This is a genomic window from Streptomyces poonensis (assembly GCF_014650915.1).
Lineage (GTDB): Bacteria > Actinomycetota > Actinomycetes > Streptomycetales > Streptomycetaceae > Streptomyces > Streptomyces poonensis.
Window position 1 is genome coordinate 57,080 of the sequence record NZ_BMVW01000016.1, and the last position, 18,746, is coordinate 75,825.

The 18,746-nt window shown below is 73.2% G+C and carries 13 protein-coding genes; 8 read left to right on the top strand and 5 right to left on the bottom strand.

Annotation, left to right across the window (positions count from 1 at the left end; genetic code table 11):
- Window positions 1-11: 11 nt before the first annotated feature.
- Window positions 12-995, bottom strand: coding sequence for a helix-turn-helix transcriptional regulator (locus tag IE242_RS29820; RefSeq protein WP_189864763.1), 984 nt, complete (start codon window positions 993-995; stop codon window positions 12-14).
- A 518-nt stretch (window positions 996-1,513) separates the two neighbouring features.
- Between IE242_RS29820 and IE242_RS29825 the strand changes: the two genes are divergently transcribed.
- The 3 genes from IE242_RS29825 (at window position 1,514) to IE242_RS29835 (ending at window position 6,382) form a co-directional block, all read left to right on the top strand.
- The gene (locus tag IE242_RS29825) at window positions 1,514-3,292 is read left to right on the top strand and encodes a protein phosphatase 2C domain-containing protein (protein WP_189864765.1); all 1,779 of its coding nucleotides are present in this window, start codon (window positions 1,514-1,516) and stop codon (window positions 3,290-3,292) included.
- An 87-nt stretch (window positions 3,293-3,379) separates the two neighbouring features.
- Window positions 3,380-5,122 carry a pyruvate dehydrogenase gene (locus IE242_RS29830; protein WP_189865036.1) on the top strand — a complete coding sequence of 581 codons (1,743 nt, stop codon included), beginning with the start codon at window positions 3,380-3,382 and terminating at the stop codon, window positions 5,120-5,122.
- A gap of 807 nt (window positions 5,123-5,929) precedes the next feature.
- Window positions 5,930-6,382 carry an ATP-binding protein gene (locus IE242_RS29835; RefSeq protein WP_373299626.1) on the top strand — a complete coding sequence of 151 codons (453 nt, stop codon included), beginning with the start codon at window positions 5,930-5,932 and terminating at the stop codon, window positions 6,380-6,382.
- A 150-nt stretch (window positions 6,383-6,532) separates the two neighbouring features.
- Here IE242_RS29835 and IE242_RS29840 read toward each other — a convergent pair whose 3' ends face one another.
- Both IE242_RS29840 and IE242_RS29845 read right to left on the bottom strand, forming a co-directional pair.
- Window positions 6,533-7,579: a DUF2637 domain-containing protein gene (locus tag IE242_RS29840; RefSeq protein WP_189864767.1), complete on the bottom strand. Its 1,047-nt coding sequence runs from the start codon at window positions 7,577-7,579 to the stop codon at window positions 6,533-6,535.
- Between the two features lie 505 nt (window positions 7,580-8,084).
- A complete protein-coding gene (locus IE242_RS29845) occupies window positions 8,085-8,927 on the bottom strand; it encodes a (2Fe-2S)-binding protein (protein ID WP_189864769.1) in 843 nt (280 codons plus the stop codon).
- Between the two features lie 205 nt (window positions 8,928-9,132).
- Between IE242_RS29845 and IE242_RS29850 the strand changes: the two genes are divergently transcribed.
- Window positions 9,133-10,110, top strand: a complete 978-nt coding sequence (locus IE242_RS29850) for a GntR family transcriptional regulator (RefSeq protein WP_229859620.1) — start codon at window positions 9,133-9,135, stop codon at window positions 10,108-10,110.
- Between the two features lie 64 nt (window positions 10,111-10,174).
- On the opposite strand, the gene IE242_RS29855 is transcribed toward IE242_RS29850, so the two are convergent.
- Together IE242_RS29855 and IE242_RS29860 are read right to left on the bottom strand one after the other, a co-directional pair.
- On the bottom strand, window positions 10,175-10,948 hold the full coding sequence (locus tag IE242_RS29855; protein WP_189864773.1) for a hypothetical protein: 774 nt from the start codon (window positions 10,946-10,948) through the stop codon (window positions 10,175-10,177).
- A gap of 152 nt (window positions 10,949-11,100) precedes the next feature.
- The gene (locus IE242_RS29860) at window positions 11,101-12,861 is read right to left on the bottom strand and encodes a helix-turn-helix domain-containing protein (protein ID WP_189864775.1); all 1,761 of its coding nucleotides are present in this window, start codon (window positions 12,859-12,861) and stop codon (window positions 11,101-11,103) included.
- Between the two features lie 337 nt (window positions 12,862-13,198).
- On the opposite strand from IE242_RS29860, the gene IE242_RS29865 reads away from it, so the two are divergent.
- The 4 genes from IE242_RS29865 to IE242_RS29880 all read left to right on the top strand — a co-directional run bounded on the left by IE242_RS29865 (window position 13,199) and on the right by IE242_RS29880 (window position 18,719).
- Window positions 13,199-14,089 (top strand): FAD binding domain-containing protein, encoded by an 891-nt coding sequence (locus IE242_RS29865; RefSeq protein ID WP_189864778.1) that lies wholly within the window; start codon window positions 13,199-13,201, stop codon window positions 14,087-14,089.
- Entirely contained in the window at window positions 14,089-14,700 is a 612-nt protein-coding gene (locus IE242_RS29870) for a (2Fe-2S)-binding protein (protein ID WP_189864779.1), read from the top strand. The genes IE242_RS29865 and IE242_RS29870 overlap by 1 nt, the downstream gene beginning before the upstream one ends.
- Window positions 14,701-14,702: 2 nt before the next feature.
- Entirely contained in the window at window positions 14,703-17,087 is a 2,385-nt protein-coding gene (locus tag IE242_RS29875; protein ID WP_189864782.1) for a xanthine dehydrogenase family protein molybdopterin-binding subunit, read from the top strand.
- Between the two features lie 174 nt (window positions 17,088-17,261).
- Window positions 17,262-18,719, top strand: a complete 1,458-nt coding sequence (locus IE242_RS29880) for an NCS2 family permease (protein ID WP_189864784.1) — start codon at window positions 17,262-17,264, stop codon at window positions 18,717-18,719.
- Window positions 18,720-18,746: the final 27 nt, after the last annotated feature.

Here is an 18,746-nt window from a genome sequence, read left to right on the forward strand (position 1 = left end):
CGTCGCGGACCTCAGTCCCGGGCCACCCAGCCCCGCTCGTACGCCTGCCAGCCGAGCTGGAGCCGGGTGGTCACGCCCGTCAGCTCCATCAGGCGCTTGACCCGCCGCTGCACGGTCCGCAGTCCCAGGTCGAGCTGTTTGGCCACGCTCGCGTCGGTGAGCCCGGCGAGAAGCAGGGACAGCACCTCCAGGTCGGTGGCGTCGGGCCCGTCGGGAACGTCCTCCGCGACGTGGCCGGCACCGCCGAGCCGGAGCGGCAGCGCCTGCCGCCACACCGACTCGAACAGCCCCGCCAGCAGCTCCAGCACATTGCTCGCGTGCACGACCAGCGCGGCCGGTTCGGCCGTGCCCGAGCTCAGCGGCACCATGGCGAGCGCCCGGTCGGCGACCACCAGCTTGGTCGGCACCGTGTCCACCATCCGCACCCGCTCGCCCCGGCCCAGCGCGGCGGTCAGTTCGGTCAGCGCGCCCGGCTGGTCCAGCACCGACCGTTCGACCACCACGCGATAGCGCACCCCCCGCCCGGCCGCCTGCTCCTCCGCCTCGTTCTCCGCCCCGGTGACCGCCACCGGGACGCCGGTGACCAGCGCGCACACCTCCTCGCTCGCCCCGAGCTGGAGCTGCAGAAACCGCTGGGCGACCGCGGCCGCGCCCGTCACCACCTCGACCAGGTCGTGCACGGCGGGCTCCACGGCCCGCGCCCGGTACTCCTCGGCCAGCAGCGCCACCCCCAGCTCCGCCTGGTCCAGCTCGTGCCGCCGCTGGGTGAGCAGCGCACCCAGGGCGACCCCGGGCGGCGCGGCCACCCAGCGGCCGGGCCGGGCCGAGGACCGCGCGGCGAGGCCGTGCCGCTCCAGACGGCGCAGGGTGCGCTCGGTGTCGTACTCGCCGAGGGCGAGCCGCCGCGCGAGATCGGGCACGTCGGCGGCGCCCACGGACACCAGGGCCCGGTACGCCGACTCGTGCGCCTTGTCCAGACCTATCGCCTCCAGCATGCGGCGCGGTTCCTCCCCGGGTGTCGGTCGGTGGTTGCGGCGGGACGCTTCGATGATCCCGACCGGGACGGCGGTGTCCCGGGCGGTCGGCCCGATGGCGGGAAACTGCCATGGCGCACTTCCGCCCCGGCACATCATCGCCCCACCACCTGCCTCGATGACAAGGTGTCACCACCAGGGACGCACGCACATCACAGCGAAACCCCAGGAACGCGGGTCACACTCGGGACCCCGGCCGGCCGCCGCCGACAGCGACGCGGCCACACACACGCCGCCGGGCGGTTCTCCTGTGGGGGGTGGGACCGCTCGGCGGTCAGCATGTGACGGATCATCAGAAGCCGGGGCGGCGGGATGCCGGGCAGACGCCGGGATGCCTGGATGCCGGGGCGACGATGAACCGGTTCGCCCCGTGTCATCGATCGCCCATGCCCCGACACGCCGTACGGCGTGTCGGGGCCTCGGCCGGTTTTTCCGTAAGGGCCGTTTTCAACCGGCGGCAGCGGTGGACAATTAGGGGCATGAGCCAACAGGGGGAGAGGCCCACCGGTCACGAGGACGACTGGTGGGGGCACTTGTACCACGACTCCGCCGACGACACGGGGCCCACAGTCGCGGCCGATTCCCTCGACGACCGGTTCGCCTCCGCGGCGGGCACGGTGGGGAAGGGAACGCCGCCGTCCCCGGCGCAGGCGCCGGACGCCCCGCCGCCGCCCGTGCCGCCCTTGCCGCCCGAACCGCCCGTGCCGCCGCCCGGAGAACCACCGCCCGCCGGTGCGCCGTACGCCGACCCTGCGGACCGTCCCCGGCCCGGCGGCCCCGTCCCCCGCCCCGCCCCGTGGGAACCCCCGCCCGCCGACCCACCGGGTCCGGCGACCTTCCCGCCCGGCCCGAAACCGCCGGGCTTCCGCGCGGAGGCCCCCCGTTCCGGCCGCCCGCCCACGCACACCCCCCGCACCAGCCGCCCGCCCGCCCAGCCGCCGGGCCCCGCGGTGCCCCCGTCCCGGCCCCCCGCCGACACGCCCCCGACCGGTTTCCGCCCGCCGCCCGGCGCCCCCTGGTCCGCGGCACCGCCCCCCGCCGCACCCCCTTCGGCACCGCCGAGCGACCCGCCACCCGCCGCGTACCCCTCCGGTCCGCCCCTCGGCGCCCCCGAGGCAGCGGCCCCCTCCCGCCACCCCCACGACGCGGTACCCACCCCCACCACCCCGGAGCCCTTCGACGACGCCACCCTCGTCACGGGCTCCCGCCCCACCGCCCCCGCCCATGTGGGCTCCCGCCCGCCCACCTACGACGGCGAGCCCGGCGCGCTGCCGGGCGCCGACCCGGACGACCTCGGCGACCTCGTCGCGGACACCGCACTCGACGGGGCGCGGTACGGGACGTACACCCTGCGGGCGGTCTCGGTGCGCGGGGACACCGCCCGGTTCCGCGGGGAGCCGCGCCGGGACTCGCTGCTCACCGCCCGGTTCGGCAGCGGCGAGCAGGCACTCGTGCTCGTCGCGATGGCGACCGGTGCCCGTGCCGTACCGGGCGCGCACCGGGCGGCGGCCGAGGCGTGCCGCTGGATCGGGCGGGCCGTGGGCCGCCACCACGCCCAGCTCGTCGAGGACATCCGCGAGGCCCGGCGCGGCGAGCTCAAGTCGGGGCTGCACCGGCTCACCGACCGCAGTCTCGGCAGGCTGCGCGCCAGCGCCGTCGAGCAGGGCCTCGAGCCGGAGGAGTACACGGCCACGCTGCGCTGTCTGCTGCTCCCGGCCGACCCGGAGTGCCGTACGCGCGTGTTCTTCGGCGTGGGCGCCGGAGGACTGTTCCGGCTGCGGAACGACGAGTGGCAGGACATAGAGCCGCGCGCCACCGAGGCGGCCGCGGGCGCGCCCGTGCTGGGCTTCGGCTCACTGCCCCAGAAGACCGCCTACGAGACTGCGCAGGGGGCTGCCCAGGGGACCTCGCGGGGAACCTCCCACGGAACTCCCCAGGACGACCGGCTCACCATGGACCTCGGTATCGCGACACCGGCCGGCCCGTACGGGCGATCGCACCGCTACCCGGCCGCGTCCGAGGCGCCGCGCGCCCCCTTCCGCTTCCGTGCCTCCGTCGCCCGGCCGGGCGACACGCTCCTGCTGTGCAGCGCGGGCTTCGCCGATCCGCTGCGCGGCGAGGCCCGGCTCGCCGAACACCTCGCGGACCGCTGGGCGAGCGGACGGCCGCCGGACCTGGCCGCGTTCCTCGCCGACGCGCAGGTCCGGGTGAAGGGCTACGCCGACGACCGTACGGCCGCCGCCGTCTGGGAGGCATGAGCGTCGCACATGTGAATTCATGGACCCGGAGGAATCTGCGTGGGATCTGCGAGGGATCTCCAGGAGACCGAAGGGCACACGGAAGCCATGGCCAAGCAGAACGTAGCCGAGCAGTTCGTCGACATCCTCGTCCGCGCCGGAGTGAGCCGCCTCTACGGTGTCGTCGGTGACAGCCTCAACCCGGTCGTCGACGCCGTGCGCCGCCACCGCGGCATCGACTGGGTCCACGTACGCCACGAGGAGACCGCCGCCTTCGCCGCCGGCGCGGAGGCCCAGATCACCGGGAAGCTGACCGCGTGCGCGGGCTCCTGCGGCCCGGGCAACCTCCACCTCATCAACGGGCTCTACGACGCCCACCGCTCCATGGCGCCGGTCCTCGCCCTCGCCTCCCACATCCCCTCCAGCGAGATCGGCCTGGGCTACTTCCAGGAGACCCACCCGGACCGGCTGTTCACCGAGTGCAGTCACTACAGCGAACTGATCTCCAGCCCGCAGCAGATGCCCCGGCTGCTCAACACCGCCGTCCAGCACGCCGTGGGGCAGTCCGGCGTCAGTGTGGTCTCGCTGCCCGGCGACATCGCGGGCGAGCCGGCCCCCGAGAAGGCCGCCGACACCGCCCTCGTCACCTCCCGGCCCACCGTCCGCCCGGGGGACGCCGAGATCGACCGGCTCGTCGAGATGATCGACAAGGCCGACAAGGTCACCCTCTTCTGCGGCGCCGGCACGGCGGGCGCGCACGCCGAGGTCATGGAGTTCGCGGGGAGGATCAAGTCTCCGGTCGGGCACGCCCTGCGCGGCAAGGAGTGGATCCAGTACGACAACCCGTACGACGTCGGCATGAGCGGCCTCCTCGGCTACGGCGCCGCGTACGAGGCCACCCACGAGTGCGATCTGCTGATCCTGCTGGGCACCGACTTCCCGTACAACGCGTTCCTGCCCGACGACGTCCGGATCGTGCAGATCGACGTACGCCCCGAGGTGCTGGGCCGGCGCTCCAAGCTGGACCTCGCGGTGTGGGGCGATGTGAAGGAGACGCTGCGGTGCCTCACCCCGCGCGTGAAGGCCAAGAAGAACCGGCGCTTCCTCGACAAGATGCTCAAGAAGCACGCGGACGCGCTGGAGGGCGTCGTCTCGGCGTACACGAAGAAGGTCGACAAGCACGTCCCCATCCACCCCGAGTACGTGGCGTCCGTCCTCGACGACATCGCCGCCGACGACGCGGTGTTCACGGTCGACACGGGGATGTGCAACGTGTGGGCCGCGCGCTACATCTCGCCCAACGGCCGCCGCCGCATCATCGGTTCCTTCTCCCACGGCTCGATGGCGAACGCGCTGCCGATGGCGATCGGCGCCCAGTTCACCGACCGGAAGCGCCAGGTCGTGTCGATGTCCGGCGACGGCGGATTCTCCATGCTGATGGGCGACTTCCTGACGCTCGTCCAGTACGACCTGCCGGTCAAGGTCGTCCTCTTCAACAACTCCTCGCTCGGCATGGTCGAGCTGGAGATGCTCGTCGCCGGGCTCCCCTCGCACGGCACCGCGAACACCAACCCCGACTTCGCGGCCGTGGCGCGTGCCTGCGGGGCGTACGGCGTCCGCGTGGAGAAGCCGAAGGAGCTCCCCGGCGCGCTGAAGGAGGCCTTCAAGCACAAGGGCCCGGCGCTCGTCGACGTCGTCACCGACCCCAACGCCCTCTCCATCCCGCCGAAGATCAGCACGGAGATGGTGACCGGGTTCGCGCTGTCCGCCTCGAAGATCGTGCTGGACGGCGGTGTGGGCCGGATGCTCCAGATGGCCCGCTCCAACCTGCGGAACGTCCCGCGGCTCTGAGCGCGACCGGGTTCCGGGCTCCGCGCCGCTCCCCGTCCCGCTCGCCTACTGCTGTCGGCCGACCGCCTCGCGCGTGCCGTCGCGCGGCAGTGGGCGCAGACCGCGTCGTCGTCCCCGTCCCGCCGTATGCGCCATCCGGTGCCGTACGGACCGGAGCCGGGCACCGTACACCCCTGCTGTTCCCGGCGGACGGCGGCCCGGACGCCGCTGTCGGGGCACTCGTGCGGCTCGGCCGGGGACGGCGGGCCCGGCGGCTGCCCGCGGCGGGTGCTGCGGAGGCGCACACCGGACCCTCGGCCGCTGTCGTGGGCGCGGTGTGCGCCCCACGGCCGGCCGGCGGCCGTGCTCGCCCCCCGGATCCACGGCGTTCCGGCGCGGTCCGCCGACGCGGAGCTCCTCACGGATCCGGCGCGGACCCGTGACGGCGCCTGGCTGACCCACCTCGTGGGAGGCGCCCGCCGTGTGCCGTAGTTTCCGGGGCCTGGTCGCGTACGGCCGGATCGGCAGGCGCGCCTGGACATGCGATACCGACGGGCGCGGTCGGCATGGCGGCCGACAAGGCGCCCGGAATGCACCTTTCGGTATGCCGTGTCCGCATTTTATCTGGGCATGGAACCGCTCTCATGTCTCACCGTAGTCCGGGTTGACGGAGTGCGTTCGAACGCCTACGCGCAGTGGTTGAGGATTCAGTATGACTGCGCTGTTCCGGACCCGGGCATGGATCTCTCGAACGTGTTCGAGCAGGAGGGATTCGGCATCGGCGTGCGGGCGGGGGTCATGAAGAGGCAGGCACGAGGGGGTGGTTCCATGGGGGTCGGAACCTCTTCGACGGAGAAGGTGGAGGCAGCGACCGACAGCGCACCGGACCGGCCGGGGACGGGGCAGCTCCGGCGGCGACTCGGACGGGCGGACCTGCGCGCGGTCGCCGAGGCCCGCCGGGCACTCAGAGAGCTGCTCGGGCGCTGGGGGAAGCCCGGCAGGTCGGATGTCGCCGAGCTGCTGACCAGCGAACTCGTCACCAACGCGCTGATCCACACCGACCACGACGCGGTGCTGACGGCGACCGTCACGCCGCGCGGACTGCGCGTGGAAGTAAGGGACTTCGTGGCCCGCAGGCCTTTGCTGCAGGTGCCGGACGCCGACTGCGACACGCACGGCAGGGGCCTGCTCCTGGTCCAGTCCCTCGCGGACGCGTGGGGAGTGCGGAGCCACGGAGTGGGCAAATCGGTGTGGTTCGAACTGAACGCGGACGTGGCCTGAGCGCCCGGACGCACGGCAAGCCCTCGTCATCGAATCGAGAGAGCCACGGAACGGGGGATCCACGGAACGGGGGATCCACGGAACGGGACGGGGGCGCGGCGTACGCGCCGCGCCCCCGTCCCGTGATGCTGTTCCGCGCCAGGGCGCGGGCTAGCCGAACTGCTGCTCAAGGTCCTTGAGTTTGCGCTCCAGGGAGTCCAGTCGCGGCAGGGCCTGTGTGTCGTCCTCCGCGGTGAGGTCGACGGTGATCGCCTTGTCCGAGCTGCTGCGGACCGGCTGCAGGGAGGGCCGGGTACGTACGGGCAGTGGGTCCCCGCCGGATATGGCAGGCTCCGAAGCGGCGGCGGGCGCGGCGGCGCGCTCGACGGCCGCCACCTCCACCTGACGGCTCTCGCCGCGGTTGAGCACACCGCGGTGACCACGGCTGATGGCCTTCAGCTGGGCGCGCTCCAGCTTCCCCTGCTCGCGCCGGCGCTGCCGCTCCTGCTCCTTCTGGCGCTGGTCGTCGCGCACCTCGTCCACGGCCTCGTCCAGGCTGCGCACGCCCTCCAGGAGCATCAGCGACCACGCCTTGTACGTCTCGCGCGGTGCCCGCAGCCAGCGGACGACACGGATCTGCGGCAGCGGGCGCGGGATCAGGCCCTGCTCGCGCAGCGCGGCCCGGCGGGTCTGCTTCAGCGCGCGGTCGAACAGCACCGCGGCCGAGAGGGACATGCCGGCGAAGAAGTGCTGAGCACCCTCGTGGCCGATGCCCGTGGGCGCGTGGACCCAGTTGAACCAGGCCGCGGCGCCCGCGAAGGTCCAGACGAGTATCCGGGAGCCGAGCGCCGCGTCGCCGTGGCTGGCCTCACGCACCGCGAGTACGGAGCAGAACATGGCGGCGCCGTCCAGGCCGAACGGGACCAGGTACTCCCAGCCGCCGGACAGGTTGAGGTTCTGCCGGCCGAAGCCGACCAGTCCGTGGAAGGAGAGTGCCGCCGCGACCGCGGCACAGCAGAAGAGAAGAACGTAGGAGGCCGTGCCGTATATGGCCTCCTTGCGCCTGCGGCGCTCCTCGCTGCGCTCCCAGGAGTCCTCGGTCTTCGTGTGCTCCCCGGACCGCTTGCCGCGCGCGAGCACCGCCACCGCCGCCAGCAGTCCCAGGAGCAGTACGGCGCCCGGAAGCAGCCAGTTCAGCGATATGTCGGTCAATCTCATCAGGGGTCCCTTGCATTGGGATAGGGCCTAACGCCCGCCATAGTGGACCAATCCCCTCGGCCCTCAGGGGGTTTCGGGGCAAGAGGCCGCCAAATGAAGGGCAACGGGGTGCGCCAGGCGGAATTCTGCTCGAACTGCCGTGCGAGGGCCGGGAGTTGAGTGCGAATAAGACTACCCGTACGGGTGGTTCCTGGGAAACTTCCTGCGGCAGGTGAGGAGGATGTGAATCACCTGTAACCCGTGAGTCGTCCGCGTCGCGAGTTGATCTTATGGGGTGCGCCGCGCCCGGCGGCCCGCCCCGGGCTTCGCCCGAGGTCGCGGGGCGTGGTGTGATCAGCCGGGCGTCAACTGCTGCTTGACGCGGCGTCAGGTTGCGACCAGGTGTGACGTCAGTGGTCGGCTGACGCCACGTCAATCGAATGACGCCCCGTCGACCGGCAGCGGACTCGCGGGCCGTTCGCGAACGCCTTCGAGCGCACCCGGTCGACCCTGGGCCGTTCCGCGGTCAGTTCGCCGCGGCGGCCGTCAGCTTGGCGATGCGGTCGCTCTCGCAGGTGCGCGGGCAGGTCGCGCAGGTGTCCTCCGGGCGCAGCGTGTAGAACATGCAGCAGCTGGCCCGGTCTCGGGTGGGCAGCGACTCGCCGTTCGGCCCGGTCAGTTCGCGGAAGGCCGCGGAGCCCACGTACGGCTTGGTCGTGCCCGGCAGCAGCAGTTCCAGTTCGCGCATCGCGCGCTCCTCCTCGCCGAGGAGGTGGGCGATGTACCAGAGGCTCTCGACGATCTCGTCGGTCGCCATGCCCCACAGGGCGCGTCCGCGCCGCCGCATCCGCGGGCCGAAGCCGTCGAGCAGCGGCTGGAGGTGCTCGGCCACGGCCTCCCGCAGCTCGGCGCGCAACGCCTCCTCGTCCGGCACGACGCGCGCACCGGGCAGGTGCGCGGCCGGGTCGTCCGGCAGGCAGGCGAACTCGCCGACCCGGACGGCCAGGCGGCCGAGCGTGCGCTGGAAGGAGACGTGCTCCGCCGGGAAGCGGGGCACCCGCCGCACCAGGAACCACGGAACGGTGAACAGCAGACAGGCCGGCCAGGCGTAGCGGTGCAGTCCGAAGGTGGCGATGACGTCCGGGCGGGCCTGCCGGCCGTAGTCCCGCACCACCTGCTCGTCGTCCCGGGCGAGGTACGCGTCGAGCTCCGGGCCGGCCTCGGCGAGCCGGGCGGCGCCCACCCAGCCGTCGCCGCGCGGGTCCTCGTCGGCCGGCGAGAGCTCCGTGACGCCGAGGCCGGGGAACACCTCGGTCAGGCGGGCGTACGCGTCCATCACGGGCGAGACGGCCGGTGCGGCGAACGGCATGCGGGACCCCCGGGTTACACGGTCGTCGAGCGAGCATCAAAAGGTAAGCCTCACCTTACTCGATAGGTAAGGGGCACCTCACTGAGGTGAGTCCATGTGCTCCGTATTTGAACTGACGCTCGGTGCGCTTATGGTGCTTTACGACCGGTAATGACCCTGGTAACGCCCTTGGGCGCCCATGTACCACCAACCCGCAGGAGGACCCGTGGAGCAGGCAGGCCCACGCCGGCGCGACCCGCAGGCCTCCGCCGAGGCCGGAACGGGCGGAACGGGGCTCCCGGAGATCCGTACGCGGACGGCCACGCGCGTGCCGGCGCAGCAGCGGGCGGCGGACCCGGACCGTACGGCTTCCGCGGCGCGCGCAGCAGCTTCCGCGGTGCGTGTGTCCGCCCCGGCCCGTACCGCTCCCGCGGCCCGTACGGACACGGCCCGGGGCGAGCACGTGCACAGTGAGCCGCCCGTCCCAGGGGCCTGCCCGGACGGTTCCCGCCGGCTCGACGAGCCCGGCCGGCCGGACGGCTTCCGCCCGGAGGAGCGGCTCCGCCCCGCGCCGGGCCGTCCGGTCGTGCAGCGGGCCTCCGTGCGCGGGCAGATACTCGACGCCCTGCGCGCCGCCCTCGTGGCCGGGGAGCTCACGCCGGGGGAGGTGTACTCGGCGCCCGCGCTGGGCGAGCGCTTCGGGGTGTCCGCCACTCCGGTGCGCGAGGCCATGCAGCAGCTGGCCCTGGAGGGCGCCGTCGAGGTCGTGCCCAACCGCGGTTTCCGCGTGGTCCGGCGGGGCGCCCGCGAACTGGCCGAGCTCGCCGAGATCCGCTCCCTGCTCGAAGCCCCCGTGATCCTGCGTCTCGGCCGTACGCTGCCCGCCGCGCGCTGGGCCGAGCTGCGGCCCCTCGCCGAGGAGACGGCGCGGGCCGCGTCCTCCGGCTGCCGGGCCGCCTACGGCGAGGCCGACCGCGCCTTCCACCGCGCGGTGCTCGGCCTCGCCGGCAACGAGCAGCTGGTCCGCATCGCCGACGACCTCCAGCGCCGTACCCAGCTGCCGCTGGACAGTGTGCCCTCGGCCGCCGTGCGCGCCGAGCTGATGGCGGACGCGGCCGAGCACCTCGCCCTGCTGGACGCGCTCGGCGCGCAGGACCTGCAGGCCGCCGAGGGGCTGGTGGAGCGGCACTTCGGCAGTGCGTGACCGCTGACCGTCACGGGGACACCGGGTGCGGGCGGCGGAGCGCCGCCCGCGGGGCGGCCCGGTCTCAGATCGTCGCCGCCGGCGGTGCCAGCTGCCGGGCCAGCCACGTCGGCACGCCGCCCAGCAGGCGGAACAGACGGCCCGCCTCCGCGCGCAGCCGGGACGCCTCCGGTTCGCTCTCCGCGTCGGCCAGGGACGCCAGCGCGGGCGCCGTCCCCACGAGGTAGCCCAGCTCCTCGCGGATCCGCAGCGACTCGGCGAACCCGTGCCGGGCCTCCGCCAGCTCGCCGTCGCGCAGCGCGAGCCCGGCCAGGTGCCGCCAGGTGAAGGACAGCAGCAGCGGATCGCCGTGGGCGGTGGCGCCCGCGTGGGCCCGGCGGTACGCGGCGCGGGCGGCCTGCGGGGCACGGGCCAGGTTCTCGGCGAGCAGCCCCCGGCGGAAGTCCAGCAGCGCCCGGCCCGGGGCGCCCGGAGCGATCAGCGCCGCCGCCCGGCCGAGCGCGGCCCGCGCCTCGTCCGCCCGGTCCCGGACGCCGAGCAGCGTCGCCGCGTACGCCAGCTGCCCGCGCTCGCAGGCCGCAGCACCTCGCTCGTCGTCGGTCCGGGCCTGCGCCTCGGCCGTGCGCAGCGCGTCCTCGGCCTCCTCCCAGCCCCGCTCCGTGTAGAGACAGCGCTCGACGAGAAGCGCGGCGCGCTGCAGCGCGGCCGCCGGCGAGGTCGGCTGGAGCAGTGCCGCCGCGTCGGCCCAGCAGGCGCGCGAGCGCAGCCGCCATACCGCGGTCTGGAGTGGATCGTCATCTGCGGTCGTTCCGGTACCAGACATGGCGGTATGCGCCACGTTGCCCTCCCCGAGCACGCCGTCGAGCTGTTGAGTGGTGGCCGCATCTCAGCACGGATCGCGGCGCCCGGCCAAGGGGGTGGGTGAAGGATTTCACAAAGTCATGGGGTGGGGACCGCGCGCCGTGAGACCCGGCGCGCGGCCCCTTGACCTCAGCTCATGCGCAGCGCCAGGAAGAAATCCAGCTTGTCCTCCAGGCGGGACAGATCCCGGCTCGTCAACTGCTCGATCCGGCCCACCCGGTACCGCAGCGTGTTGACGTGCAGATGCAGCCGCGCGGCGCAGCGCGTCCACGAGCCGTCACAGTCGAGGAACGCCTCCAGGGTGGGGATCAGCTCGGCGCGGTGGCGGCGGTCGTAGTCCCGCAGGGGGTCGAGCAGCCGGGCCGTGAAGGCGCGGCGCACGTCGTCCGGGACGAACGGCAGCAGCAGCACGTGCGAGGCCAGCTCCTGGTGGCCGGCCGCGCAGACCCGTCCGGGACGCGCCGCCGCCACCCGGCGCGCGTGCCGGGCCTCCTCCAGCGCGCCGCGCAGTCCCTCGGCCGAGTGCACCGCCGCGCTGACGCCGAGCGTGAGCCGCCCGTCGCCGTCCAGGCCCGCCGTCAGCGGATCGCGCACGGCCTCCAGCAGGGCGTCGGCGAGGATGCCGTTCTCCGAGCCGTCGTGCTCGGCCGTGACCGCAGGGAGGGGGACCAGCGCGATCGCCTCGGTGTCCGTGTGGGCGACGGCGATCCGGTCCGAGTGCTCGGTCCCGGACGCCAGGGGGTCCACGAGGATCTCCTCCAGCAGCGCCTGCGCGACCGCGCCGCCGTCCGCCTCGCCCGGCCGCTTGTTGCTTCCGGCCTGGGCGCCCGCGCCCCCGTCGCGCGTGTCGTCCCACTCCACCCGGGCCACGACGACCTGCCAGTGCGGCGCCGCGCCCAGCCCGGGCAGCAGCACGGGCGCGGCCACCCGCAGCCGGGCCGCGATCTCGGCGGGCGCGGCTCCCGTCTGCACCAGCTCCAGCACCTCCTGCGCGAGCCGCCGCCGCACGGTGCGCGCCGCGTCCCGCCGGTCCCGCTCCACCGCGATCAGCTGGGTCACCCCGTGCAGCAGGTCCAGCCGCTCCTCGGCCCAGTCCCCGGCGTCCGCCTCGACCGCGAGCAGCCACTCCGAGAGCACGGTCTCCCGTACGTCCCGTACGTCCCGGGCGGCGCCGGCGGACCGGCCCTCCGCCCCGGCCGGAGCGGGGCGGGGCTGCGCGCCGCGGATCGGGAAGAGCGAGTACGTCGCCGTGCCGACCGTCACCCGGTGCGGGCCGCGCCGTCCCGTACGGGCGGCTCCCAGGTGCTCGGCGGCGAGCCTCGAGGCCACCTCGGCGGGCAGCGTGGCCCCGTCGGCCCGCGGGCCCGCGACGGCCCGCCCGGTGGGGGAGAGCACCCACGCGCGCAGGTCGAGGTCGGAGCCCAGCAGGTCCAGCACCACGTCCGGGCCGCCGCCCGCCGGGCCGGAGGTCATCATCCGGCGGTGCCGGTCCACCACGGCCGCCAGGTCCCCGGCGCGCTCGCCCGAGACCTGTCGTACGACGTGCTCGGTGATCGTCGCGAAGGCCACCGACTCGTTGACGGCGAACAGCGGCATCCGGTGCCGGGCGCAGGCCGCGACCAGGTCCTCGGGCACGGCCCCCAGCTCGGCCTCGCCCGCGGCGAGCGCGGCGACCCCGGCGGTGGCCAGGATCCGGACGAACGGCTCGGAGTCCGTGGCGTCCCGGCGCCAGGCGAGCCCGGTGAGCACCAGCTCGCCGCCCGACAGATAGCGGCTGGGGTCCTTCAGGTCCGTGGTCATCACGCCGCGTACGGTGCGGTCCAGCTCGTCCCCGCCGCCGAGCAGCCGCAGGCCCAGCGCGTCGGTCTCCAGCAGTGCGCGCAGCCGCATGTCTCTTCGCCGCCGTTCTCGTCGTGTCCGGTGTCCGCCTGTTTCGCTCGCTCGGCGGACGGTGTTCTGGGGGCGGTGGCCGTGCTCACTGTTTCCCTGGCGAAACGGCGAGGTTTCTGATGGCCGCCATTCATACGAATCTACAAGACGGTCACCCTGGCCAGCCAACTCCTTCATGTTTTCAGTGACTGACCCTCGCCGCCGACAGCGCTGTGTACTGGCCCCGATCCACGTGAACAGCATCTGAACGCACCGCTGCGCGAGGGGTCCGCCGCCCTCCGTCCGGCTCGGCGCCGCCCTTCCCGCACGCCTCACGAGACGCAGAAGAGAGCCGGTCATGGACTTCCTTCGCCCCGCCAGCTGGGAGGAGGCGCTCGCCGCGAAGGCCGAGCACCCCACCGCCGTACCGATCGCGGGCGGCACCGACGTGATGGTCGAGATCAACTTCGACCACCGCCGGCCCGAGTACCTCCTCGACCTGAATCGCATCGGAGATCTCTACGAATGGGAGGTCGGCGAGGAGAGCGTACGGCTCGGCGCCTCGGTGCCGTACACCAGGATCATGGAGGAGCTGCGCGCCGAGCTGCCGGGCCTCGCCCTCGCCGCGCACACGGTGGCCTCCCCGCAGATCCGCAACCGCGGCGGCGTCGGCGGCAACCTCGGCACCGCCTCCCCGGCCGGCGACGCCCACCCGGCGCTGCTGGCCGCGGGCGCCGAGGTCGAGGCCGAGTCGGTGCGCGGCTCCCGCCGGATCCCGATCGACGACTTCTACACCGGCGTCAAGCGCAACGCCCTCGCACCCGACGAGCTGATCCGCGCCGTGCACATCAAGAAGGCGGACGGCCCGCAGCAGTACTCGAAGGTCGGCACCCGCAACGCCATGGTCATCGCCGTGTGCGCCTTCGGCCTCGCGCTCCACCCGGAGACCCGCACGGTCCGCACGGGCATCGGCTCGGCCGCTCCCACCCCGGTCCGCGCCACGGCCGCCGAGGAGTTCCTGAACGCCGCGCTGGAGGAGGGTGGCTTCTGGGACAACGGCAAGGTCGTCACCCCGTCGGTCGCCAAGCGGTTCGCCGAGCTGTGCTCCGCCGCCTGCAACCCGATCGACGACGTCCGCGGCACCGCGAGCTACCGCCGCCACGCGGTCGGCGTCATGGCCCGCCGCACGCTGACCTGGACCTGGGAGTCGTACCGCGGCACCCGCCGCACCAACGAGGGAGCTGCCTGATGCGCGTCAACTTCACCGTCAACGGCCGCCCGCAGGAAGCGGACGACGTGTGGGAGGGCGAGTCCCTGCTGTACGTCCTGCGTGAGCGCCTCGGCCTGCCCGGCTCCAAGAACGCCTGTGAGCAAGGGGAGTGCGGGTCCTGCACGGTACGGCTCGACGGCGTGCCGGTGTGTTCATGTCTGGTGGCCGCGGGGCAGGTCGAGGGCCGCGAGGTCGTCACCGTCGAGGGGCTGGCGGAGTACGCCGCGCAGCGGTCCTGTGGGACGGGTGCCTGTGAGGCGGGCGCCTGCGGTACGGAGTCGGGCGGCACGTCGCTCGACGAGGCCCGGCGGTGGTCGGCCCAGGGCGCCCGGGGCACCGACTCGCAGACCGGCGAGGGCGTCGAACTCGCGCCGGTCCAGCAGGCGTTCATCGACGCGGGCGCCGTCCAGTGCGGTTTCTGCACGCCCGGCCTGCTCGTCGCCGCCGACGAGATGCTGGAGCGCAACCCCGACCCGACCGACGCGGACATCCGCGAGGCCCTGTCGGGCAACCTGTGCCGCTGCACCGGCTACGAAACGATCATGGACGCGGTCCGCCTGGCGGCCGCCCGGCAGTCCGAGGGGGCGTGAGCATGGGTACGACCGGTCTGCCCGCCAACATCACCCAGGGGTCCCGTACGAAGGGCGGCATCGGCGAGTCGACGCTGCGCCCGGACGGCACCCTGAAGGTTACCGGCGAGTTCGCGTACTCGTCCGACATGTGGCACGAGGACATGTTGTGGGGCCATATATTGCGCTCCACCGTGGCCCACGCCGACATAGTGTCGATCGACACGGCGGAGGCCCTCGCCACCCCCGGCGTGTATGCCGTCATGACATACGACGACCTCCCCACCGAGGTGAAGAACTACGGCCTGGAGATCCAGGACACCCCGGTCCTCGCCCACGGCAAGGTCCGCCACCACGGCGAGCCGGTCGCGATCGTGGCCGCCGACCACCCGGAGACCGCGCGCCGCGCCGCCGCCAAGATCAAGGTGGAGTACCGCGAACTCCCGGTCATCACCGACGAGGCGTCCGCGACCGCCCCCGACGCGATCCTCATCCACGAGAACCGCACCGACCACCACATCGGCCACGTCCCGCACCCGAACATCGTCCACCGCCAGCCGATCGTGCGCGGCGACGTGGCGGAGGCGCGCGAGAGGGCCGACTTCATCGTCGAGGGCGAGTACGTCTTCGGCATGCAGGACCAGGCCTTCCTCGGCCCCGAGTCGGGCCTCGCGGTCCCGGCCGAGGACGGCGGCGTCGACCTGTACATCGCCACCCAGTGGCTCCACTCCGACCTGCGCCAGATCGCGCCCGTCCTCGGCCTGCCCGAGGACAAGGTACGGATGACGCTGGCCGGCGTCGGCGGCGCGTTCGGCGGCCGCGAGGACCTGTCGATGCAGATCCACGCGTGCCTGCTGGCGCTGCGCACCGGCAAGCCCGTCAAGATCGTCTACAACCGTTTCGAGTCCTTCTTCGGCCACGTCCACCGCCACCCGGCGAAGCTGCACTACGAGCACGGGGCGACGCGCGACGGCAAGCTCACCCACGTGAAGTGCCGCATCGTGCTGGACGGCGGCGCGTACGCCTCCGCGTCCCCGGCCGTCGTCGGCAACGCCTCCTCGCTCGGCGTCGGCCCGTACGTCGTCGACGACGTCGACATCGAGGCGATCGCCCTCTACACCAACAACCCGCCCTGCGGCGCCATGCGCGGCTTCGGCGCCGTCCAGGCGTGCTTCGCGTACGAGGCGCAGATGGACAAGCTGGCGGACGCGGTGGGGATGGACCGGGTCGAGTTCCGGCAGCGCAACGCCATGTCGCAGGGCACGCTCCTGCCGACCGGCCAGGTCGTCGACTCCCCGGCCCCCGTCGCCGAACTGCTGCGCCGCGTCAAGGCGATGCCCCTGCCGCCCGAGCGCCAGTGGGAGAGCAGCGAGGGCGCCGACGTACGGCAGCTCCCGGGCGGCCTGTCCAACACCACGCACGGCGAGGGCGTCGTCCGAGGCGTCGGCTACGCGGTCGGCATCAAGAACGTCGGCTTCTCCGAGGGCTTCGACGACTACTCCACCGCGCGCGTCCGCCTGGAGGCCGTCGCGGGCGAACCGGTGGTGACCGTCCACACCGCGATGGCGGAGGTCGGCCAGGGCGGCGTCACCGTCCACGCCCAGATCGCCCGCACCGAGCTGGGCGTCACCCAGGTGACCATCCACCCGGCGGACACCCAGGTGGGCAGCGCCGGCTCCACGTCCGCCTCGCGCCAGACGTACGTCACCGGCGGCGCCGTGAAGAACGCCTGCGAGCTGGTGCGCGAGCAGGTGCTGGAGATGGGGCGCCGCAAGTTCGGGACGTACCACCCGGCCTGGGCGACCGCCGAATTGCTCCTGGAGGGCGGCAAGGTCGTCACCGACGCCGGCGAGGCGCTCGCCGACCTGGTGGACGTACTCGGCGACGAGGCCGTGGAGCTCGAGCGGGAGTGGCGGCACCGGCCCACGGAGCCGTTCGACCTGCGCACCGGCCAGGGCAACGGCCACGTCCAGTACTCCTTCGCCGCACACCGGGCGGTCGTCGAGGTCGACACCGAGCTCGGCCTCGTGAAGGTCATCGAACTGGCCTGCGCCCAGGACGTCGGCAAGGCGCTCAATCCCCTCTCCGTCGTCGGCCAGATCCAGGGCGGCACCACTCAGGGGCTCGGCGTGGCCGTCATGGAGGAGATCGTCGTCGACCCGAAGACGGCGAAGGTGAAGAACCCCTCCTTCACGGACTACCTCATCCCCACCATCCTCGACACGCCGACCATCCCGGTCGACGTGCTCGAACTCGCCGACGAGCACGCCCCGTACGGGCTGCGCGGCATCGGCGAGGCCCCCACCCTGTCGTCGACCCCGGCCGTCCTCGCGGCGATCCGGAACGCGACGGGGCTGGAGCTGAACAGGACGCCGGTACGGCCCGAGCACCTCACGGGAACCGCGTGATCACGTACACGTAACCGCGCAGTCCCCGCTCCACGCCCGCCGCTACGGGCAGCAACCGTTCGTCTCGGGCCGTCCCCCGGGTCGGGCACCGTCCCAAATCCCGCAGGTCACCGCCGTCGGCGCACAGCCGGCGGCGGCCCGCGGGTGCCCCTTTGAACCTTGGGAGCAGGCCCAATGACCCAGCAGTCACTGAAGCCGGAGACCACCGCCGAGGACGCGGGCGCGGGAACCCGCGTTCCGGCCGGCCGGTCCTGGCTCGACCGGTACTTCCACATATCCCGGAGAGGATCCACGGTCGCGCGCGAGGTGCGCGGAGGCGTCACGACCTTCATGGCGATGGCGTACATCCTCCTGCTCAACCCGCTCATCCTGTCCGGTGAGGACGCGGCCGGGCACACCCTCGCCCAGAAGGGGCTGATCACCGCGACGGCGCTCGCCGCGGCCGTCAGCACCCTCCTCATGGGCTTCGTCGGAAGGGTGCCGCTCGCCCTCGCGGCCGGCCTGTCGGTGTCGGGTGTCATCGCCTCGCAGGTCGCCCCCGAGATGACCTGGCCGCAGGCCATGGGCATGTGCGTGATGTACGGCGTGGTCATCATGCTGCTGGTCGTCACCGGCCTGCGCGAGATGATCATGAACGCGATCCCGCTGGCCCTCAAGCACGCCATCACCATGGGCATCGGCCTGTTCGTCGCCCTGATCGGCTTCGTCAAGGCGGGCTTCGTGCACCAGGGCGAGGGGACGATCGTCACCCTCGGCCCGGCCGGGGAGCTCACCGGCTGGCCGGTCCTCCTCTTCGCCGCCACCCTCCTCTCGATCTTCATGCTCCAGGCCCGGAACGTCCCCGGCGCGATCCTGATCGGCATCGTGGCGGGCACCGTCCTGGCCGTGATCCTCAACGCGGCCGGCGTCGTCGACCCTGAGCAGTGGGCGAGCGGCGCGCCCGAGCTGCACGGCAGCGCGGTGTCGATGCCGGACTTCTCGCTCTTCGGGGACGTCGAGTTCGGCGGCTGGGGCGAGGTCGGCGCGATGACGGTCGGCATGATCGTGTTCACTCTGGTGCTGGCCGGGTTCTTCGACGCGATGGCCACCATCATCGGCGTAGGAACCGAGGCAGGCCTCGCCGACGACAAGGGCCGGATGCCCGGCCTCTCCAAGGCCCTGCTCATCGACGGCGCGGGCGGAGCGATCGGCGGCGTCGCGGGCGGCTCCGGGCAGACCGTGTTCGTCGAGTCGGCGACCGGTGTGGGCGAGGGCGCACGGACGGGTCTCGCCTCGGTGGTCACCGGCCTCTTCTTCGCGGCCTGCCTGTTCTTCACCCCCCTGACGGCGATCGTCCCGGGCGAGGTGGCCGCGGCCGCGCTCGTCGTGATCGGCGCCATGATGATGGCGAACGCCCGGCACGTGGACTGGGCCGACCGGGCCACGGCGGTCCCCGTCTTCCTGACAGTGGTGATCATGCCGTTCACGTACTCCATCACCGCGGGCGTCGCGGCCGGCGTCATCAGTTACGTCGCGATTCGCATCGCCCAGGGCAGGGCACGCGAGATCGGGGCGTTCATGTGGGCGCTGACGGTGGTATTCGTCGTCTTCTTCGCCCTCAACCCGATCGAGAGCTGGCTGGGCGTGCACTGACCGCCCCCCGAGAGGCCCTTCACGCAA